Source organism: Psychrobacter sp. PG1 (assembly GCF_014897815.1).
GTDB lineage: Bacteria > Pseudomonadota > Gammaproteobacteria > Pseudomonadales > Moraxellaceae > Psychrobacter.
Genome location: NZ_JABUZG010000084.1, coordinates 355244 through 375183, shown reverse-complemented (window position 1 = coordinate 375183; position 19940 = coordinate 355244). Strand labels below are relative to the sequence as shown.

General features: G+C 43.7%; 13 protein-coding genes. 5 read left to right on the top strand and 8 right to left on the bottom strand.

Annotated elements, in window-relative coordinates:
• Positions 1–159: 159 nt before the first annotated feature.
• A complete protein-coding gene (locus INT03_RS14675; RefSeq protein ID WP_087814621.1) occupies positions 160–1512 on the top strand; it encodes a sodium-dependent transporter in 1353 nt (450 codons plus the stop codon).
• A 96-nt stretch (positions 1513–1608) separates the two neighbouring features.
• On the opposite strand, the gene tgt is transcribed toward INT03_RS14675, so the two are convergent.
• Complete coding sequence (tgt, locus tag INT03_RS14670) at positions 1609–2760, bottom strand: tRNA guanosine(34) transglycosylase Tgt (RefSeq protein WP_193009500.1); 1152 nt, start codon at positions 2758–2760, stop codon at positions 1609–1611.
• Between the two features lie 235 nt (positions 2761–2995).
• On the opposite strand from tgt, the gene INT03_RS14665 reads away from it, so the two are divergent.
• Positions 2996–3646, top strand: a complete 651-nt coding sequence (locus INT03_RS14665) for an SOUL family heme-binding protein (RefSeq protein WP_193009499.1) — start codon at positions 2996–2998, stop codon at positions 3644–3646.
• Between the two features lie 164 nt (positions 3647–3810).
• On the opposite strand, the gene asd is transcribed toward INT03_RS14665, so the two are convergent.
• The gene (asd, locus tag INT03_RS14660; protein WP_109590430.1) at positions 3811–4944 is read right to left on the bottom strand and encodes an aspartate-semialdehyde dehydrogenase; all 1134 of its coding nucleotides are present in this window, start codon (positions 4942–4944) and stop codon (positions 3811–3813) included.
• Positions 4945–5327: 383 nt separating this feature from the next.
• Between asd and INT03_RS14655 the strand changes: the two genes are divergently transcribed.
• Positions 5328–6452 carry an endonuclease/exonuclease/phosphatase family protein gene (locus tag INT03_RS14655; protein ID WP_193009498.1) on the top strand — a complete coding sequence of 375 codons (1125 nt, stop codon included), beginning with the start codon at positions 5328–5330 and terminating at the stop codon, positions 6450–6452.
• Between the two features lie 495 nt (positions 6453–6947).
• On the opposite strand, the gene INT03_RS14650 is transcribed toward INT03_RS14655, so the two are convergent.
• Together INT03_RS14650 and lptD are read right to left on the bottom strand one after the other, a co-directional pair.
• The gene (locus INT03_RS14650; RefSeq protein WP_193009497.1) at positions 6948–8351 is read right to left on the bottom strand and encodes a peptidylprolyl isomerase; all 1404 of its coding nucleotides are present in this window, start codon (positions 8349–8351) and stop codon (positions 6948–6950) included.
• 150 nt (positions 8352–8501) lie between these two features.
• On the bottom strand, positions 8502–11651 hold the full coding sequence (lptD, locus tag INT03_RS14645; protein WP_193009496.1) for an LPS assembly protein LptD: 3150 nt from the start codon (positions 11649–11651) through the stop codon (positions 8502–8504).
• A 387-nt stretch (positions 11652–12038) separates the two neighbouring features.
• On the opposite strand from lptD, the gene INT03_RS14640 reads away from it, so the two are divergent.
• Together INT03_RS14640 and murU are read left to right on the top strand one after the other, a co-directional pair.
• A complete protein-coding gene (locus tag INT03_RS14640) occupies positions 12039–13151 on the top strand; it encodes an aminoglycoside phosphotransferase family protein (protein WP_226951698.1) in 1113 nt (370 codons plus the stop codon).
• Positions 13152–13266: 115 nt separating this feature from the next.
• Positions 13267–14010, top strand: a complete 744-nt coding sequence (gene murU, locus INT03_RS14635) for an N-acetylmuramate alpha-1-phosphate uridylyltransferase MurU (protein WP_226950296.1) — start codon at positions 13267–13269, stop codon at positions 14008–14010.
• Between the two features lie 120 nt (positions 14011–14130).
• On the opposite strand, the gene INT03_RS15150 is transcribed toward murU, so the two are convergent.
• The 4 genes from INT03_RS15150 to INT03_RS14620 form a co-directional block, all read right to left on the bottom strand.
• A complete protein-coding gene (locus tag INT03_RS15150; RefSeq protein WP_373299586.1) occupies positions 14131–14247 on the bottom strand; it encodes a DUF2474 domain-containing protein in 117 nt (38 codons plus the stop codon).
• A gap of 93 nt (positions 14248–14340) precedes the next feature.
• Positions 14341–15357, bottom strand: coding sequence for a cytochrome d ubiquinol oxidase subunit II (gene cydB / locus INT03_RS14630; RefSeq protein WP_193009494.1), 1017 nt, complete (start codon positions 15355–15357; stop codon positions 14341–14343).
• Positions 15357–16853, bottom strand: coding sequence for a cytochrome ubiquinol oxidase subunit I (locus INT03_RS14625; RefSeq protein WP_193009493.1), 1497 nt, complete (start codon positions 16851–16853; stop codon positions 15357–15359). Before INT03_RS14625 ends, cydB begins: the two co-directional genes overlap by 1 nt.
• A gap of 504 nt (positions 16854–17357) precedes the next feature.
• The gene (locus INT03_RS14620; RefSeq protein ID WP_193009492.1) at positions 17358–19829 is read right to left on the bottom strand and encodes an esterase/lipase family protein; all 2472 of its coding nucleotides are present in this window, start codon (positions 19827–19829) and stop codon (positions 17358–17360) included.
• Positions 19830–19940: the final 111 nt, after the last annotated feature.

The window sequence follows — 19940 nt, the reverse complement described above, 5'->3', positions numbered from 1 at the left end:
AGAAACTGAGCCTTTACGATATTGTAAACAATTCTTTCTTAATGTTGCTGGACGCCTCACATTGAGGTGTTTATTGAATAGCCTGATATTTCTCATGGCTATTTATGATAATCAAGGAAGATTATCAGTGATGTTAATTGAAGCACGAGGACGGAAAAAATGGCTATTAATAAACAAGAACATGCACAGTGGAGCTCAAGTTTTGGCTTCGTATTGGCAGCGGTTGGTTCAGCAGTTGGTTTGGGAAACATATGGAAGTTTCCTTATATGGTCGGTGAAAGCGGTGGTTCAGCTTTCGTTATCGCTTATTTATTCTGTATCGCGCTGGTAGGTTTTCCGATTCTAGTCGCTGAATGGCTGATTGGTCGCCGTGGGCAAAAGAACCCAGTCAACACTTTTGCGGATGTTGCAGCAAGTGAAGGTAAGTCGCGCAGTTGGGGCATCATTGGCGCGTCAGGTATTTTAGGTGGTTTCTTAATTCTATCGTTTTATAGTGTGATTGGTGGTTGGGCACTCAACTATATTACTAAAGCAGGTACAGGCAGTTTTATTGGTCAAGACAGTGATTCTATCGCTGCGACCTTTGATGCTATGTTGGCTTCAGCAGGGACGTTGACGATTTGGCATACCGTGTTTATGGCTATTACTGCTTTGATTGTCGGTATTGGTGTGACCAAAGGTATCGAAACCACGGCTAAAGTCTTAATGCCACTACTCGGCGTGATTTTGTTCGTCATCGTTGGTTATAACGTAATAAACGGTGGTTTTGGTGAAGCAGTGGCTTATCTATTTACACCGGATCTTAGCAAGTTGACTGGCGATGTGATGCTTGCAGCATTGGGTCATGCATTCTTCACCCTATCTATTGGTATGGGTATTATGATTGCTTATGGCTCATATTTGGGTCGTGAAGTGAACTTACTAAAAACCGCCCGTACTGTTGTGATTTTAGATACGGTTATTGCGTTGGCTGCTGGTCTAGCAATCTTCCCAATCATCTTTAGCAATGGTCTAGACCCTGCTTCGGGTCCTGGTCTTATCTTTGTCAGCTTACCGATCGCTTTTGGTAGCATGGGTGCAGGGACGATCATTGGTACATTGTTCTTCTTACTCATTACTTTTGCTGCTATTACCTCATCAATTTCATTGCTTGAGCCAACCGTTGAGTTTTTAGAAGAGCGTACACCGATGAGTCGTACGGTATCAACCATTGTTGCCAGTACAGTGATTTGGCTATTAGGTGTTGCGGCACTACTATCATTTAACCTATGGTCTGACTTTACTATCATGGGTAACGGTATCTTTGATGCATTGGATAAAATTACCAGTAAATTTCTTCTCCCGCTAACTGGTCTTGCTGCAATTATTTTCGTTGGTTGGCAAATGGATCAACGCAGTATTCAGCAAGAGCTTGGTCTGTCTAATGGTGCATGGCAATTATGGCAAATCGTTGCTAAGTTTGTAGCACCAATTGCCGTGCTCGTGGTATTTGTAACCTCGTTAATGGGCTAGTACTGATTAACTAGAAATAATAAAAGCAACACACTAAAAAGGGCTTAAGATAATTCTTAAGCCCTTTTTATAGATATGACAATTGCAAAAATATGATTAGCGTAGATTTAACTCAGGTACTGTTTGTCCACGTTTGTTATAAAATTCGCTGACAAACTCATCAAATTTGTCTTGTTCAATGGCATCACGGATACCTTGCATCAAACGCTGATAATAGCGCAAGTTATGGATAGTCGCTAATTGAGCACCCAGCATCTCTTTACACTTATTAAGATGGTAGAGATAAGCACGGCTAAAATTTTGGCAAGTATAGCAGTCGCATTCAGGATCTAATGGACCTTCGTCATTGCGATACTGGCTGTTACGGATACGTACCACACCAGCATTGTCTGCATCGCCTGTGACGAAGTAGTGACCATTACGCGCGTTACGCGTCGGCATCACACAGTCGAACATATCGACACCGCGACGTACGCCTTCAACTAAATCCTCAGGCTTACCAACGCCCATCAGATAGCGTGGCTTATCTGCTGGCATATCATCAGGGAGGTAGTCTAGGACATCTATCATTTCATCTTTTGGTTCACCAACCGACAGACCACCGATGGCATAACCATCAAAGCCGATATCGAGCAGGCCTTCAAGTGATTGCTGACGCAAATCAGGATACATACTGCCTTGAATAATGCCAAATAATGCGTTGGTGCTGCCCAGTCTGTTGTGCTCATCAACACAGCGCTGTCCCCAACGTAATGACAGCTCTAATGACTTTTTAGCTTCGTCATGAGTCGCAGGATAGGGCGTACACTCATCAAATTGCATGACGATGTCTGAGTTCAAGCTGTACTGAATCTGCATGGATTTTTCTGGCGACAGAAAAACTTTTGCACCATCGATAGGAGATTTAAAGTCGACCCCTTCTTCGGTGATTTTACGCATGGCGCCCAGACTGAATACTTGGAAACCACCTGAATCAGTCAAGATAGGCTTATCCCAATGCATAAATTTATGTAAGCCGCCAAACTTATCAATCACCTCGGTACCTGGACGTAACCATAGATGAAAGGTATTGCCCAAAATAATATCCGCACCAATGGCTTCAATATCACGTGGCAGCATGCCCTTGACTGTACCATAAGTGCCGACAGGCATAAACGCTGGTGTTTGCACGTCGCCATGATTGAGATGAACCGTACCACGGCGCGCACGCGTGTCACCGCTGGCCGTTTTATGTAAAACAAATTGCATATGATAACCGCTATGTAAGCTATGAAAATGGCGATAATTATAGCATTGTTAGCGATTTTTTGGACATGGATGTTTATGAGGTATTGATATATCTGATAAATGGGTCTTTTAGTTAATAGTATTTTGTCATAACCAAAAGACACAGACAGTACTTATGAGTAGTTGGTAAAGTAGAAATCATAATGGCGAGACAGTAACCATTGCTAAGCGATGTTTTAACTGCTGGAGACATACTATGAAAAAGGCAACCTACTTATTATTAAGTGGTTCATTATTAACCTCAGGAGCAGCTATGGCGACCGAAGAGCCGGATTATACAGTGTTGTCGCAAATGGATGACTTTGAGCTGCGTCGTTACGATAAGCAGCTAGTGGCACAAACGTTGGTAAGTGGTGACCAAGACTCCGCCAGTCGCGAAGGGTTTAAAGTGTTAGCCGACTATATATTTGGCAATAATACAGCGCCAACTGGCGGCAGTAGTAAAATTAGCATGACTGCGCCTGTTACGATGCAGCCTAATAACAAAAAGAGTGATAGCGAATCACAAAAAATTGCGATGACAGCACCAGTAAGCATGCAGCAAGACGATGGTAAGTGGCGTGTACAATTTACTATGCCCAGTCAATATACGATGCAAACACTGCCAAAGCCAAATAATCCAAACATCACGATTACCGAGGTGCCAGCACAGGCGTACGGTGTGATTAAGTTCTCAGGGTTGGCAGGCAGTAAAAAAGTAGCGACTAAAACGGAAGAGCTACAATCTTGGATGCAAACCCAAAATTTGACTATAACGGGCGAGCCTGAACTGGCACGTTATAATCCGCCTTGGACGCTGCCTTTTTTGCGCCGTAATGAAGTGATGATTGCTTACAAGCTAAAGTAATACTAGCCTTAAAGTATAAGATGAGCGTTGTCACATTTGTTAAGCTTATTATAAGTAGTGTTTGCATCTGTTTGCCGTGCTATTCAAATTTTTGGAAATGGTACGCCCATAAAAAAAGACAGCAAATGCTGTCTTTTTTGTACTGACTTTTTAAGAAAATAAACTTAGTCTTTTTGCTCACGGATGATATTAAGCATACGACGTAGCGGCTCGGCTGCGCCCCATAACAGTTGATCACCAACGGTAAACGCGCCTAGATACTCAGGGCCCATATTGAGCTTACGCAAGCGACCTAGTGCAACTGTCAATGTACCAGTCACTGCTACTGGCGTTAAGCGGTTCATAGTCGCTTCTTTGTCGTCTTCGACCAAGTCCAACCACTCATTGCCGCTGTTTTTAAGTGCTGCTTCGATTTCTTCTAGCGGAATGTCTTTTTTGAGCTTGATGGTAAGGCCTTGCGCATGACAGCGCATCGCGCCAACGCGCACACACATACCGTCGATAGCAATCTTATCGGCTTCTGCGTTACCAAGGATTTTATTGGTTTCGACGCCACCTTTCCATTCTTCCTTGGATTGCTTGTTTTCTAACTGAACATCGATATAAGGAATCAAGCTACCTGCTAGTGGCACACCAAAGTACTGTTTAGGAAAATCATCTGAGCGCTGAGTCTGAGCGATTTTTTTATCAATCTCAAGGATGGCGCTGGCAGGATCAGCCAATTCGTCTTTGACCGCATCGTGTAGCACGCCCATGCCAGCGATTAATTCGCGCATGTTGTTAGCACCAGAACCACTAGCAGCCTGATAAGTCATGGCGCTGACCCATTCTACCCAGCCTTTATTAAACAGCTCACCAATCGCCATGAGCATTAGTGACACGGTACAGTTACCACCGATAAAGTCTTTTTTGCCATTGGCTAGGGCGCTGTCAATAACGGCGCGATTGACTGGATCGAGAATGATGATGCTGTCATCTTCCATTCGCAAGGTGCTTGCCGCATCAATCCAGTAGCCATTCCAGCCACTATCACGTAGCGGTTGATGGACTTGCGAAGTATAGTCGCCGCCTTGGCAAGTAATGATGACATCACAAGCTGCTAGCGCGTCAATATCATGAGCATCTTTTAATTGGCCGGTATGAATACCATCAAGGCTTGGGGCATCACCACCTGCGTTGCTGGTTGAGAAAAACACGGGTGTAATACCGTCAAAATCTTTTTCCTCAGTCATACGTTGTATTAATACTGAACCGACCATGCCGCGCCAGCCTACCAAGCCTACTGTTAAATTACTCATGAAACTCAATCCTTTTTACCATAAATTGTTGCATTGCCAGCCGATAACAATGCCGTGAATAGCCATAAAAAGCAAGGCGTTTTGGCCGTTTTTAGTGGTTTTTCATACACTATTAATGATGTTCAGTATAACTTTAAGTTATTAACCTAACGGCGATAGTGGCGATGCCTCACTCGACACAAGTAGATAGCCCTAAAAATAAAATTTGCCCGTAGTATTGGTTATGGTGGGCGGATTAAAAGTGTAATGTTTTATAGCGGTTAACGAATAATCCATGCTCATTAGTAGGCGATAACCTTCTGAAATGCTAAAGTAAACAGCTAACGTCAGTTCAGTTAAAACCATGGCGATATTCATCATTCAATAGACGGCTAATACATACTATGGATCTCTCACTATTATATTACAGCATACAGTGGCTAGCAGGGTTCATCGCATTTGTGACGATTTGGGGCTGGATACCACTGGATAATTGGTGGGTGCGCGGTGTTGAATTTCCGCGTATTCAGATCATGGTGTTGGGTGTCATCGCTTGGATTGGTATGCTGATTTTTTGGTCAGAGTGGCAGCTGGGACAGTGGCTGTTATTTACCGTCTTAAGCATTACGTTAGCCTTTCAGCTTAGGATGGTATTGCCTTATACCAAGCTATGGAAAAAAGAAGTTCAAAAGGCAAAAGACAAGCCAGAAGGGCAGGCGCATCAACTAAAAATAATGGTATCAAATGTATTAACGCCCAATGATGACACCCAAAAATTGGTGGATTTGGTGAAGCAAAGACAGCCTGATATTTTAATTACGCTAGAGAGTGATGAAAAATGGGAAAAAGCGCTGCATCAAATCGAGGCTGATTATCCTTACACCGTAAAAGTGCCACTAGACAATCTGTATGGGATGCATCTTTATTCTAAGCTTGAGTTGATTGATCCTGAAGTTAAGTACTTGATGATTGATGACATACCTTCTATTCATGCCCAACTGCGCCTGCAAAGTGGTCGCGTGATTTGGTTGTATTGCTTGCATCCCATGCCGCCGAGTCCGACGGAAGCGGATAAGTCTACTACCCGCGATGCTGAGCTATTGATGGTTGGCAAGCACATCAAAGAAAACAAGCAAACGGCGATATTGGCAGGCGACCTCAATGATGTAGCATGGTCAAAGACCACGCGACGCTTTCAACGTATCTCAGGATTGTTGGATCCGCGTATTGGTCGACATTTTATCAATACGTTTCATGTCAGCTATCCATTTTTACGTTGGGCGCTGGATCATATTTTCCATAGTGCTTGCTTTACGGTGGTAGATATTCGGCGTATGCCGTCGATAGGTTCGGATCACTTTCCTGTTATGACGACTTTACAATACGAACCAGAAGAGGAGAGCAATCAAGCGCAAAATGCCCCTACTGCAGAAGCGGAAGATATAAAAGAGACTGATAATAAAATAGTAGAAGGTAAAAAAGAAGGTGAAAAAGTCTCAAAGGAACATGCAGAAGAGCAGAGAAGTTAGGGTTGATAGCCTGCCAACACTATAGCCATCGTATGATGCAATGTTAAAAAAGGCTGTAAGCATATGCTTACGTTAAATAAGGTCTTTAGCCTCTAGTCGCATTAAACTGATTACCCTACAATACCTGCATCAACACAAGGATACGCATGGATGCAGTGTTGAGACAGTATCAATAAAAGCACAGGTCAGCCCGCTGTCTTATAGTATACTGTTTATGACTTAGGATGAGTCAGCATGGAAGAAATAATAACAACAATATGAAGCGCCATAGCCCCGAACCAATCGCCCTAGGTTCGGGGCTTTTCTTTGTGTGTGTAATGCTTATAATAATTTTATTCGATATTCTTGTGTTTGGACATGCTGCAATATATTTGAGATGACCTTCTGCTTATTTTTAGCGCATAAATGAACGTCAATAAAAAAAGGATACATGCATTAGCACATACCCTTTTTGACAAAGCATTATTAGATTTGACTTATCGATGCCTATATCAGTTAGCCAAGTACTTGGATGTAAGCACCTGCGCGTAGCTCTTGTAGCCAGTCTTCTTTGGCTTGCGGTGCTAAGCGCTGATAAAGCGCTTGACGTGCCATGTTGCGACGATATTGATCGCTAACATCTTGTTGGCGTTTGCCTTCTATTTTCAATATATGCCAGCCAAACTGGGTTTTGAAAGGAGCAGAATAGTCGCCAACCGCTGTGTTTTTCATCATGGCTTCGAATGGACCAATCATGTCTTCTTCGCTCACCCAATCAAGATCGCCACCGCGCCCAGCGGAACCGGGATCATCTGAATAGGTCGATGCTAAACCAGCAAAATCAGCGCCGCTGCGTAGCTGTTCATACAAATCATTAATCTTTTGCTCAGCAAGCGCATCTGTCTGTAGCTCATCAACTTTTACCAATATGTGACGAGTACGCCACTGCGGTATCAGCATAGTGTCGCTGGCTTTTTTGTCAGCAAGTTTGATGATATCGATACCTTCAGGTGTTATTAATGGTGCGCTGACCGCACCAACCTCAAGTTTGGTAATTTCACTTGATAGCTCTGTAGGTAGAGACGCGGCTTTATGAAAGCCCATATCGCCACCTTGTAGCGGAATAGGATAGTTGCCTTGGCTAGCAGCGACCGCTTCAGCGACATCAACGTTTGGTGCAAGCAGGCGAGTACGCAGAGCTTCTGCTACCTTTAACGCCTCATTGCGTTGGGCTTCTGAGAGTCGGCTGTAGTCATCCATGTAGGGCACTCGTACATGAATCGTTTGATACTCACTCTGGTTTAAACGCTTGGCTTCAGGCGAGGCCAAAAATGCATCAATATCCTGTTCGCTAATGCGCACGCGGTTACCGATTTGGCGCTGTTGCAAGGCTTGAATGGCTGCGTCTTCGATTAATTGCGCACGTAGCGCCGCATAGCTACCAGGTTTTGCTGCGTCCAAACGCTGTTGCAAAGCTGAGATGCTCGTCAGCCCTTCTGCTTGAGCGATTTGACTAAGGCGTTGATTGATAGCCGCTTCATCAGGGTTTAAACCGACGCGCTTGACCATGGACAGTTGTAACTCACGCAATATGAGCGCATTTAACACCTCAGACTGTAGCTGTGCTGAGTTTGCTATTGGTTCACCAGCCGCTTGTGCACGTGCTTGTGCTTGGGTGATAGCATCGATCAAATCGCTCTTTAAGATAGCATTTTCATTGACTAAAGCAATAATACCGTCGGTGCTATTGGCTGGCGTCAAACGATTGACGTTATTCTGCGTGGTCACGGCATTTGCTTGAGGCGCTTGTGCTTTTGCAGGTTTAACGGTGGCAGCTTGGGCGCTCAATGTAAGCGCAAGGCTAGCACTCATAGATAGCAATACAGCACGGCTGGTTTGACGTAAAGAAAAAAATCTCATGATGCTCCTCATCAATGTCATCGCATCGGATGGTAGTTGGTCAACACTATTTAATACTTTTAACAGTCAAATATTAGACAGGGTTGACCATAATAGGGTTACAAACTGGGTTATGAAATATATAGTAAAAATATTTATACAAGCACGGTCTTAATCTTTCCAAGCAGTCTGGACAGGTTCAAAGCCCAAGATTTTATCAGAGAGTAAGCGAGTCAGGCGGCTGCTACCACTACCCAAACCATTCAATCTAATCTCTGCCATAATGGCTTGCGTTGGTTTGTCTTTGACATTTAAGTCATTGTAGTAACGACGACCATAAACTGCAAAACCAAAGCAGCAATCTTCGTAATCAACGCCGACCAACGAATCAAGAACTTTATCACGATTGTAATCGTATTGACCTTGAGCCAAGATTCGCCAGCTGTTATTGATTGGAAAGACAGCCGATGCGGTAAAAGCAGAGAGTGGCAGCTGATCGGTGTTTTCATCACGTTGACGTTTGACAAATCCAACATTAAACAAGCTGTTGTCAGACGGCTGATAACGCAGCTCAGTCGTAATATAATTTAAATCATAATCATTGGTCAGTGCGCCACTAACATCAACCCAAAAGTTGTTGTAAGGTTGCGTGCTGGTATCCCAAACCATCCCTGAAGATGAAGAGGTGAAGACAGGTTGCTGATCATCAAGCGTAACACGTCCATTATCGATATAAAACTGCTCTGCAATGCTACCATCAAAACGTGTCACACCCGTTGCGTCGATGTAACGATAATTGATACCAGGAGTAATCGAATGCAAATCTTGCAAGCGATCATGTCCTAAAAACCAACTGTCAGAGAACAGCTGTTCATAGTTAATAGAGGCAATACGCGTATTAAAGTTCGGAATATCGTTTTGGTCTTCATATGGCGAGTAGGTGTATTTCAATCGCGGGCTCAGCAAGCGATAGCCACCCATGGTATCGTCGAATGCGCCAAAAGGCGAGCCTGCTTGATAGAAATTTAGACCTGCATCAATACTGGCTTGCGGTACAAATACCGACTGGCTACCGTCTTTATCACTCAACTGGTTGTCGGCTAAGCTATCCTCATCATAAGAGGTATAGAGATGTTGCAAGCTCAGTTTGGGCTTGATATAACCCCAAGATTTTTCCATTGGATAAACGGCGCTGAGTTTATTATAAATTCGCCCGCCACTTTTTTCATTCTCAGAGCCATCGTCGATGGATTTTTTGAAATAAGCGGAATCGTGTACACCAGTGATATCGAAGCTCTTCGCCCAAGGCAGTCGATAATCGAGTTTGAGCTGCGGCAATCTTGAGTAAGGCTTATCTTTGTCTTCTAAGGGTTTGCCATTACTGGTAAAAGCGTCTAGAGTTTGAAAGGTTTCTACCTTCAATTCACCATCAACATAGTCATTATAATAATTGACACGTGCACGGCGTGGTAAGTTTATGGTGCTGTCTGATAGACCCAGCGTGTCAAAATCATTGAGGTAGTCTGAATCTGACACATAGCTGTATTTTGCATCACCGCTTAAGCGTGGAATGCTCTTAGATGACCAATAATGATCATAAAAGAAGCTAGAGCGGTCTTCGTCATTGTACTCTTTGTCATTAGGTAAATATGAACCATTAAAAATACCTTCGCCATAACTTTCGGTCAGATAGCGAAACTCGCCTGACACCATAGGATTGCGATCGGTATAAATATGGGTATTGAGCGTGGCATCATAATTGGGTGCCAAATTGAAATAGTAGGGTATATCAACCTCAAGACCGCTTTCACTACTGATACTGGCATTCGGCAATAAAAAACCACTGGTGCGACGATTATCAATCGGGAAGTTGAAGTAAGGCAAATAGAACACAGGCACGTCAGCGATACGGAAAGTAGTATTATAAGCTTCGCCGCGACCTGTATCGGTATCTAAATCAATGCTTTTGGCATCAAACTGCCATTTACGATTGGTTGGTGGACAGGTACTAAACATGACATCATCTAGCTCATATTGACTGTCATTCGGTCTGTTCAAGCGCTTGGCATAACCATGAGCTTGCAGTTCTACACTAGCAAAAGCCACATCATTGGCTGTTGACTGTCCAGTTTCAGTATTATAATTTAAACTATCGGCGACCCCAATAAGCCCGCCTTTTGATGCTTTTTCAGTGAAATTGGCTTGGGGGTTATTCGATGAGCGATTTGGCGCATTGCTATCTAGTGCGTTGCTAGGTGATACTTGCTGACCTGTCGCTTGGTCAGTAAACATGACTTTACCTTGAGCGGCGGCTACGCCATTGCTCAAATCTAACAAGACTTTTTCTGCTTCTATCTGCTGGGTACCCTGATTGATGATGACATTGCCTGACAGCTCTGCATAGTCGACATTGTCGTAATAACCATAATCTGATTCTGAAAACAGCGGCGCTTGATTATTCGGAAGATCATTTAAGTTCGGCGCAGGCTGCCCATTGGTTGCTCCCGCCTCATTGACCGCGCGTTGATAGTTGGGGTTGCTCTTTGGGTAAACCCATTGACCTTCGCAGCGTTGGGCGCTATCTACGGCATTCGGTAATAACTGTAAGTTTTTACCCACTTTTGGAATGGTTTGCGGGGTAGGTGTTAGCTCGTTTTGAATGATATCTTGGTTAGCATTATCACTATTGTTTAACGTTGAGGCATCTGTATCAGGTGTCAGCTCATAAAACTCTGCTAAACGCAGCAGACTATCTTGAATACTTTCATCACTCACATCAACTTTACCAGTCTTCTGTGCGGCTTTAGGTGCAGTGGTTTCAGTAAGCTGAGCAGTGCTATTGTTTTGAGTGGTCGAAATCGTATCTGCTGCTGGTACAAAACCTTGATCATCACTCTCGTTGATGGCGGTAATTTCTAGAGGGCGGTTGTCTAAGGCGCTTTCATTAATAGCACGCTCATTAGAGATGCTGTCGTTAAAGGTGCTTTCACTAAAGGTGCTTTCATTAAAAGTATTGTCAAAACTACTATCTGACGCATTGTTATCAGTAGCAGCCTTTTGAGACGGATTACGCTGAAAGTCAGTTTTTTGATTATTGCTATTTTGATAGCGGATATCATTATAGTCACTGTCTTTTTGGACACTACTGCGATTGGCATCAGGTGTAACATCAGAGATATAACGGGTGCTACTGTCAGTGATTAGCGACTCAGTTTGCTGTGTGTCAGCATTGCTGGGCGCAGCACTAACGGTTAGGCTGGACAAGCCTAAGGCACCAAATAAGATCAAACGGATGCTTTGGTAAAGCGGAGAATATAACAAGGGCACACCTATGATTGCAGAGCCTATTGGATTGCGATACTGAATTTAGTAACCATATTATTAATCATGTATGGCGGTTAATAAACGCCTAAAAAATCACTGATTGATAATGCTATCTTAAGAATTTGGCTGTTTTACATATAATGACGACTAATCATAGTCAAAAAAAACCAAATCAGCTACACTATTTACCAAAATTTATAATATAGCCAAGCTGTTTTTTGAATGGTTGCTGAGGTTATGCTCAGCGCTAGATGTCGAATGATATCCCAATACGCCTGCTATCGCAGTTTTTTTGGCTCAAGACGTTGCTATTTTAACAAGGTTTTGCCTGACTTATCACTACTTTAATTGTTTATGACTTATATTTAACCTGCGATGCCCATTATGACTGATAAAATACTTTTAGAGCCTAATATGATCGATACCAAACTCAATAGCCGTCTACAACAATTAGAGAGCTGGTTGCAGCAAGTATTTGCTGGTCAAGCGTTCCAACTCGATAGTCTACCCGGTGACGCAAGTGCTCGCCAATACCATAGAATCCAGCTGTCAGACAGTAATGACACGACAGTCGCACATTATATTGTTATGGATTCAGCGGACGAACAAGACGCCATGCGCCAGTTTATCAATGTGACTAAGCTGATGGCACCGGCGATCAATGTGCCGACGCTCATCGCGCAAGACGTGACGAAAGGCTTTTTGGTGTTACAGGACTTTGGTGCGATAGAGTTCGCTCATCTGCTCGTTGATGCGACGCCTGCGCAGATAGATGAGCATTATCAGTTGGCAATGCAGACGTTGGTCGCGCTACAGACCGTGCCAGTTGAAACAGCCAAGTCGCAACATCAATTGCCAGATTATGATACCGAGTTATTAGATCGTGAGATGGATTTATTTAGCGATTGGTTTATACCTTATATCGGTGTCGAGTTTGATAAAGCATTATGGAATACTTTAAAAGAAGCCTTAATAAAAGAGATTTTGCAGCAACCACAAGTCATCGTCCATCGTGATTATCACAGTCGCAACCTAATGCAAGACCAAGCGGATCGCTCGCGCTTAGGCGTGATTGACTTTCAAGATGCCGTCATCGGCTCTTATACCTATGATTTAGTATCATTGCTGCGAGACGCTTATGTAGAATGGCCAGAGAGCCAAGTCTCTGCATGGATTAATGATTTTTGGCAGTTGCAAAAGCAGGCAGGCTTGACTACGGCAGATAGCATAGAGCAGCTCGAAAACGATATGAATGTCATGGGTGTACAGCGACATTTAAAAGTGTTGGGAATTTTTATTCGCTTGTCTGAGCGAGATGGCAAAGACCGCTATTTGGCGGATATTCCTAAGGTGATGCGTGATTTAATGTTCGAGTTAGAATGGTTGGAGGCGCATGGTAGCCAGCATATGCAACAAGCAGTAGCGCCGTTTAATGAGAGTCTCAGAGATAATATACTGCCAGCTTATCAAAGTAAGTTCGTACAGCAATATATTTAGAACGAACCACTTGCAAGTTTCATTTGACGCGAATTCTCATCTGATAAATTGCGTTAAAATATCAGCAATTTTTAATCTGAATGTAGAATCCAATAAAATAAAAAAAGGAGCGCACATGGCTGAGATTAACCGAGCAATGATTACCCAAGCAATGATTTTGGCTGCTGGTAAGGGCACGCGTCTGCGTCCGTTAACACTTGATACGCCCAAGCCTCTGGTGGAGGTGGGTGGGCAACCGCTTATCGTCTGGCACATTAAAGCGCTACAAGCGGCTGGTATCAATGATATCACGATTAATGCGTCATGGCTGGCTGATAAGCTGATGGATATACTGGGTGATGGCAGGCAATATGGCGTCAAATTGCATTGGTCAGTAGAGGGTGATGAGCCTCTAGAGACCGCAGGCGGTATTTTTCAGGCGTTACAAACTGGCAAGCTACGCGATGAGCCATTTATCTTAGTGAACTCAGATGTATGGACGACCTATGATTTTGCGCAGTTGCAAGATTATGAGCTGAGTACTGATCAGCGCGCACATCTATTATTGATTGATAATCCAGAGCATAATAACGGCGGTGATTTTGCCATCAATAATGGTTTAGCCAGTGAACAGCCGATTGATGGTGCAGACAAATATACCTTTGCTGGCATTAGTGTGATGTCACCACGATTGGTCGATGGGTTGGTTTCAGGTCAGCCAGCAGCGTTGGCGCCATTGCTCAAGCAAGCGATGATAAAGTTTCAAATTACGGCTGAAGTCATTTGTGATAATTGGATAGATGTGGGCACGCCTGAACGCTTAGCACAGGTAAACGAGTTTATCGAAAGCAATGGTGTCGATAACCATCAAGGCGCTTAGATTAATATGCTTAGTTCTCATTAACCTTCTATAAGCACTCTTATAAAAAAAGCAGCGCCGATTAATCGGCGCTGCTTTTTTACGTTATATAGCAATGGATAAGTGTGTAATAAATAGCTGCTAAACACCCATAGCCAGCTTAATTAATTGAGCAATCGTAAAAATAACGGCAAACCCTGCTATATATAGCCCAATGAACCATGCCCATTGTGACTGTTTCTTACTGAGCTTCTTCATGCTCGCCTCCCAATGCGTGTTAGTGCGCTTAGCTAAAAAGTATGGCCACTGCTAATATTTGCAGTACCACACTTTTATATCCTTTATTTACCCTTAGTACATATGCTCATGACCCGTTTTACCCTTAAAGGTATAATAGGCAAAAGCGGTATAACTCAGGATAATCGGTAGCATTATGACGGCACCAACTAACATAAAGGATAGTGAGGTGTCAGCTGCGGCTGCTTCATAAATTGTCATCTGATAGGGTACGATGTATGGGAATATGGCAAAGCAAACCCCGATATAACCCATCAAAAACAGCGCCACAGTTAACAAGAAAGGACGATATTCGCGCTCACCACTTAAGTCTTTACGCATCAAGAAAAATAATAGTACAACAATGATTGGCATAGGCGCTAGATATAGTAGACCTGGGAAGCCAAACCAGCCTTCGAGGGCATTGATGTCTGAAAAATACATAAACGCTGTGACAACGATCATTGCCACTATCAAAGCAGAAAGCATCCAGCCAGAAACTTTGCGTGCCCAGACTTGTAGGGTATGTTCAGTTTTGATAATGAGCCATGTAGAGCCAAGTAAGGCGTAACCAATAATCATGGCAAAGCCGCAGACAATCGAGAAAGGTGTGAGCCAGTCAAACGGCCCACCAGTATATAGGCGGTTGCTTGCCTCAAGACCTTGTACAAGCGCCCCAAGCATAATACCTTGAGAGAATGTAGCAACGACTGAACCAACAAAAAAGAAAGTGTCCCATACGTGACGACGTGAAGATGCTTTGAAGCGAAATTCAAATGCCACACCGCGCATTATTAGACCGAATAGCATAAAAGTAACAGGCAGATAAAGCCCCGTCATAATGATGCCATAAGCCACTGGGAAAGCAGCGAACAAGCCGCCACCGCCCAATACTAGCCAAGTCTCGTTACCATCCCAAAACGGGGCAATAGAGTTCATGATGCGGCTACGGTTTTTATCTGAGCCAGCAAAGGGAAACAAGATGCCGCAGCCCAAATCAAAGCCATCAAGCAATACATAGATAAAGACGGATAGAGCGATCAGTCCGCCCCAAATTAAAGGTAAGTCTAATACATCACCGTAGTTAAACATTAGCGTAACCCTCCATCATCGACGTCGTTTGCAGGAGTATCTATATCTTCTTCAGTGCTCTTAGCAGGATTGCTATCGCCACTGAGCGCACGACCTTGGCTTTCGGTCACTGAGTGCTCATAGAAATTATCATCGGCAGGATCTTCGTACGGTTTTGGCCCTTGAGCGATCAAGCGTAGAATATAAAAACTGCCTGCACCGAAGACAAATATATAGAGGACAATAAAACCAATCAACGTGGTTGCTACTTGCTGTGCTGCGAGCGGTGACATGCTTTCTGCGGTGCGTATCACACCATATACAGTCCACGGTTGACGTCCTGTCTCGGTCACAAACCAGCCCGCCAGTAATGCGATAAAGCCAAGTGGCGTCATCATCATCCAAGCACGGTGGAACCAGACACTTTCGGGATTATACTGCTGCTTTTTAAAGTATTTATAGATACTAAATAAGCCGACCAGCACCATTAACATGCCAATACCAACCATGATGCGAAATGCCCAGAATACAATCATCACCGGTGGTTGGTCTTCAGGTGCCCAGTTTTTTAGACCTTTTACTTCGCCATCTAACGAATGGGTAAGAATCAAACCTGAGACATAGGGAATGCTCACTTCATATTTATTGGTCTGGTTTTCTTGGTCAGGAATAGCAAATAGGCGTAACGCTGCACCGCGCTCATCCTCCCAAATACCTTCCATCGCTGCGACTTTGGCTGGCTGATGCTCTAAAGTATTTAGACCATGCTCATCGCCAATCAATACTTGAGCGGGTGCGACAAATATCGCCATAATCATGGCCATACCTAGCATGACACGACCATGTTGACGGTGTTCGGTGTGTTTTTTGGACTGAATATAATAAGCACCAACCCCGCCAATGACAAAGGCAGTCGTCAAGAATGCCGCTGTCATCATATGAGCATAGCGGTAAGGGAATGAAGGGCTAAAGATGATCTCAAGCCAGTTGGTAGGATATAAAAGACCATCTGCGCCCATCATAAAGCCTTGCGGCGTCTGCATAAAGCTGTTGGCGGCTAAAATCCAAAAGCCTGAAATCAGTGTACCAATGGCGACAATGGCAGTGGAAGCGAAATGCATACGCTTGCTCACACGCCCCCAACCAAATAGCATAATACCTAAAAAGGATGCTTCTAAGAAAAACGCGGTCAATACTTCGTAGGCGAGTAGTGGGCCCAAGACGTTACCGGCTTTGTCAGAAAAGACCGCCCAGTTAGTACCGAACTGGTAGGACATTACTACACCGGATACCACGCCCATACCGAATACCACGGCGAATATTTTGACCCAATGCTTATACACTTCAGCATAAATTGGCTCGCCTGTTTTGAGCCAACGGAATTCAAGCACCGTCAACCAGCTGGCAAGTCCGATAGAAAACGCGGGAAAAACAATATGAAACGAGATAACAAAAGCGAATTGGATACGCGCGAGCATCAGCGCATCGAGCTGGTCAATCATAAACGTAGCGAACATAAACGGTTACCCTTATCTGTTAGCTGAATAGCGCTGGCTTCCATAAAACGCTCAAGTAACTGCCCGCAATCGTCTATAGATTAAGGTAAAAAGTAGTACGGGCAATGGCTCAGTGTTGATTAGCGAGCAATCTTAGGGATAGAGTGCGGCTAAGCTAACGACTGTTTAGCTGAATTAAGTAATTTATATCCCTATAAATTAATACATTACTGTCAGGTGCTGTCAATATATTATACGCTTCCCTCGATGCACACGCAAGCTGCGCAACAGATTGGTCGCATACCTGAGAGTCATTAAAAACTGCTGAGATAAACCCAGATATATCAGACTAATCGCTTGGGAAAACATTACTGTTATCAAGTTTACCTTAATAACAGTAATGTTTTATTTGTGTACTAGTATAGGCACAAATATCCAACACAGTACAAAGTCGCAAAGCCATCTGCTTTACTCTTAATTTTAAAGTGCAAAGACCAGTGCAGCGCTATATGACACAAGCAATCATTATTCCTGCAATTGTTCATGTAAAATCTGGCGTAATGTCAAAATAGTTTGCGGGTTAGTTTGAATGCTATGACCACCGCTGATAATCGTCTCAGAGGCAGCGCCATCAAGATGAGCACTGGTATAAGGCACGATGCCATCTGATAGGCGCTCAGTCAGCGCTTGGCTGATATCTTCATCGACAGTGACGGCTGCAACCAGCGGTTGGGCAGGTAACGTCGAATTATCAGAAGAACTACTTGTACTGACTATTTCATCTTCGGTATCTTCTACTGCTTGCGACAAGTCAATCTTTGCACCAGCTGGCTGCATTTGCGCCAGTCCTTTAGTGATATCGGCATCATTATTGGCAATGATAGAGTGATAGGTAATGCGATCATTGATAGCGATGTCTTTAGTCAACTGTATAAAAGAAGATTTATCGCTTAGCTGACTTGCGCCATTTTGTAAATATAAAGCACCCAAAGGGTTTTGTGCCAAATCACCTTGCGTGGCAATGGTTGCTAAGTTGTCCGTGACAGTCTTTACCAAACCGACTGGCAAATAGACAATACGGCGCAGTGCTCGAGTGAACCAACGATCTGCATAGTCAGTTCCACGAAAAGGCGCTGATAAAAAGACAGCCGTATCTACTTGTGGTAAGGCTTTTAGCTCAAAGCGTTCTTTTAGCTGATCTTCGCCAAATGATGCTTTAAGTGCGTCACGAATCTTACGTTTTTCACTGTCAGACAGCACATTTTGATCGTCTAGTCTATCTAGGTCATCGACCAAGTTTTCATCAGATAGCATCATGCGAGCGATAATGGCACCCATACTATGACTGATAATCACGCTGTTTTTGCTGGCGCGATTTTGTCCTTTAGGATCAGTTTGCTCGTAGGTGCTGTTGATTAACTGTTGTATTTGATAACGGTTTTCTAAAATGGGCAAATTGGTTGGATAGAATATCTGCCACACTTGATAGTTATCACGCAACTTATCGTCGTTGAGAATATCGTTGGTTAAATTGACCCAAGTGGCAGGGCTAGAAGCCAAACCATGCAGCATAATCAGGACGCGCTTATTGGGATCATAAGGCTCAAGCATGAATAATTTGGGCAGTCTGGCCTCTGGCTGGCGAGTGATTAAATTGAGATAACCTACGCCATCTAACTGGTTCTCAGACAGCCACAAGCCATAACCTGCAGAAAAGTTAGCCGCCAGTGGATAGTCACTATTAAGGATGTTAACGATTTCGCTTTGGTATGGGTTGTGTAAATGAATATCGAGCTTGCGACTGCTTAGTACATCCAGTACACTATCGCCGCTTGGTTCAATCAATCCTGTTAATAGCAAATGTCCAGTAGGGTAGATACGCGAACTTGGCTTGCTCTCATCTGTGTCTCCATCTTTCTCATTGGTCAATCGACCTGACAATGATGACACTAATAATTGGCGAATCGTGGTGGTATAGCGGTCATCCAGTGAGGCCACCAAGCTGATACCTAAGCCTGGACGTTTGCTAATTGAGTTAAGCCCAGAGAGGCGTAATTCGTAAGTGGAAACCAAGTCTGCTAGTGCAGAGGTTTGCTTATGTGCATTTTGCAAATAGTTATTTTCATTAGGCAAATAAACACCAAGATCATAATCATTAATTTGTATTTTCATGACGTTGACTTGATCAGTAGGTTTGCCCTTGAGCGGTGAGTAATTGGCAATCGCGGCTTGGTTACTGTCATTAAGATGGCTAGCGGATGTGGGCAAATAATCTACTTTGGTGCCGCCCATCAACTTATTTGAGCCGTTGGTTGATCTATACAGCTGGGTTATCACATCATTACTGGCGGCATTATAGATGTCTTGGGTCTGAATATCGGTGTCATTTGGAATACGGTTCTGTGCCTGAGAGGGGCTTTTGTCTTGATCTGCGCCCTTAAAATCATGCGTCAAACTGTCATAAAATAAATAGGTATAACTGGATTTGATAGCATCGAATAATCGCTCTTGATAACCTGTTAGACAGCGATTGGTGTTTTCTTGCTGGACTTTAGCTTCTGTATCTTCTAAAGGTGCGTTGGCATAATAAGGATCAAGTGGCGGGCGAGCCAGCGCATTGCGGCAGTCTTGAGAGGCAGAAAGCTGTCGCGCTTTTGCGTAGTGTAACTCTGCAAAAACTGCCAAAGCAGGACGGTAGTGTTCATTCAAAATACTGTCAGTAAGCTGAGTGAGGCATAAATCAAACTGCTGCATACAGGCTTGCTCATTGAGCCCTGCCGATAAGAGCGCTGATGCCGTATCACTGCTTAGTTTCTTGGTGGTGACGATGTTACCGCGCTGCGCAGTAATCGTCTTCGCTGACGCTTGCTTATTCACTGATACCGTACTGCACGCAGGTAGTAATGCTACCGCGGCTATCAAGGCGACTGATGTGATCGAAAATGGGGTTTTCTTAGCATGCGTCACCATATTTTTGATAGGGCTAGCAAAAGTCATAGGTGAGTCCAGTTAGTCGTAAAAGCATGATTGAGTCAGTAATTTATAAGAAGAAGTGTAGCGTAACTTTTCGCATTAAACTATTTTATTTAAATTTCAAAAACACGATTT

Coding starts and splice junctions, on each gene's coding strand:
- INT03_RS14675 (WP_087814621.1), top strand. CDS start 160: ATGGCTATTAATAAACAAGAACATGCACAGTGGAGCTCAAGTTTTGGC.
- tgt (WP_193009500.1), bottom strand. CDS start 2,760: ATGCAATTTGTTTTACATAAAACGGCCAGCGGTGACACGCGTGCGCGC.
- INT03_RS14665 (WP_193009499.1), top strand. CDS start 2,996: ATGAAAAAGGCAACCTACTTATTATTAAGTGGTTCATTATTAACCTCA.
- asd (WP_109590430.1), bottom strand. CDS start 4,944: ATGAGTAATTTAACAGTAGGCTTGGTAGGCTGGCGCGGCATGGTCGGT.
- INT03_RS14655 (WP_193009498.1), top strand. CDS start 5,328: ATGGATCTCTCACTATTATATTACAGCATACAGTGGCTAGCAGGGTTC.
- INT03_RS14650 (WP_193009497.1), bottom strand. CDS start 8,351: ATGAGATTTTTTTCTTTACGTCAAACCAGCCGTGCTGTATTGCTATCT.
- INT03_RS14640 (WP_226951698.1), top strand. CDS start 12,039: ATGACTGATAAAATACTTTTAGAGCCTAATATGATCGATACCAAACTC.
- murU (WP_226950296.1), top strand. CDS start 13,267: ATGGCTGAGATTAACCGAGCAATGATTACCCAAGCAATGATTTTGGCT.
- INT03_RS15150 (WP_373299586.1), bottom strand. CDS start 14,247: ATGAAGAAGCTCAGTAAGAAACAGTCACAATGGGCATGGTTCATTGGG.
- cydB (WP_193009494.1), bottom strand. CDS start 15,357: ATGTTTAACTACGGTGATGTATTAGACTTACCTTTAATTTGGGGCGGA.
- INT03_RS14625 (WP_193009493.1), bottom strand. CDS start 16,853: ATGTTCGCTACGTTTATGATTGACCAGCTCGATGCGCTGATGCTCGCG.
- INT03_RS14620 (WP_193009492.1), bottom strand. CDS start 19,829: ATGACTTTTGCTAGCCCTATCAAAAATATGGTGACGCATGCTAAGAAA.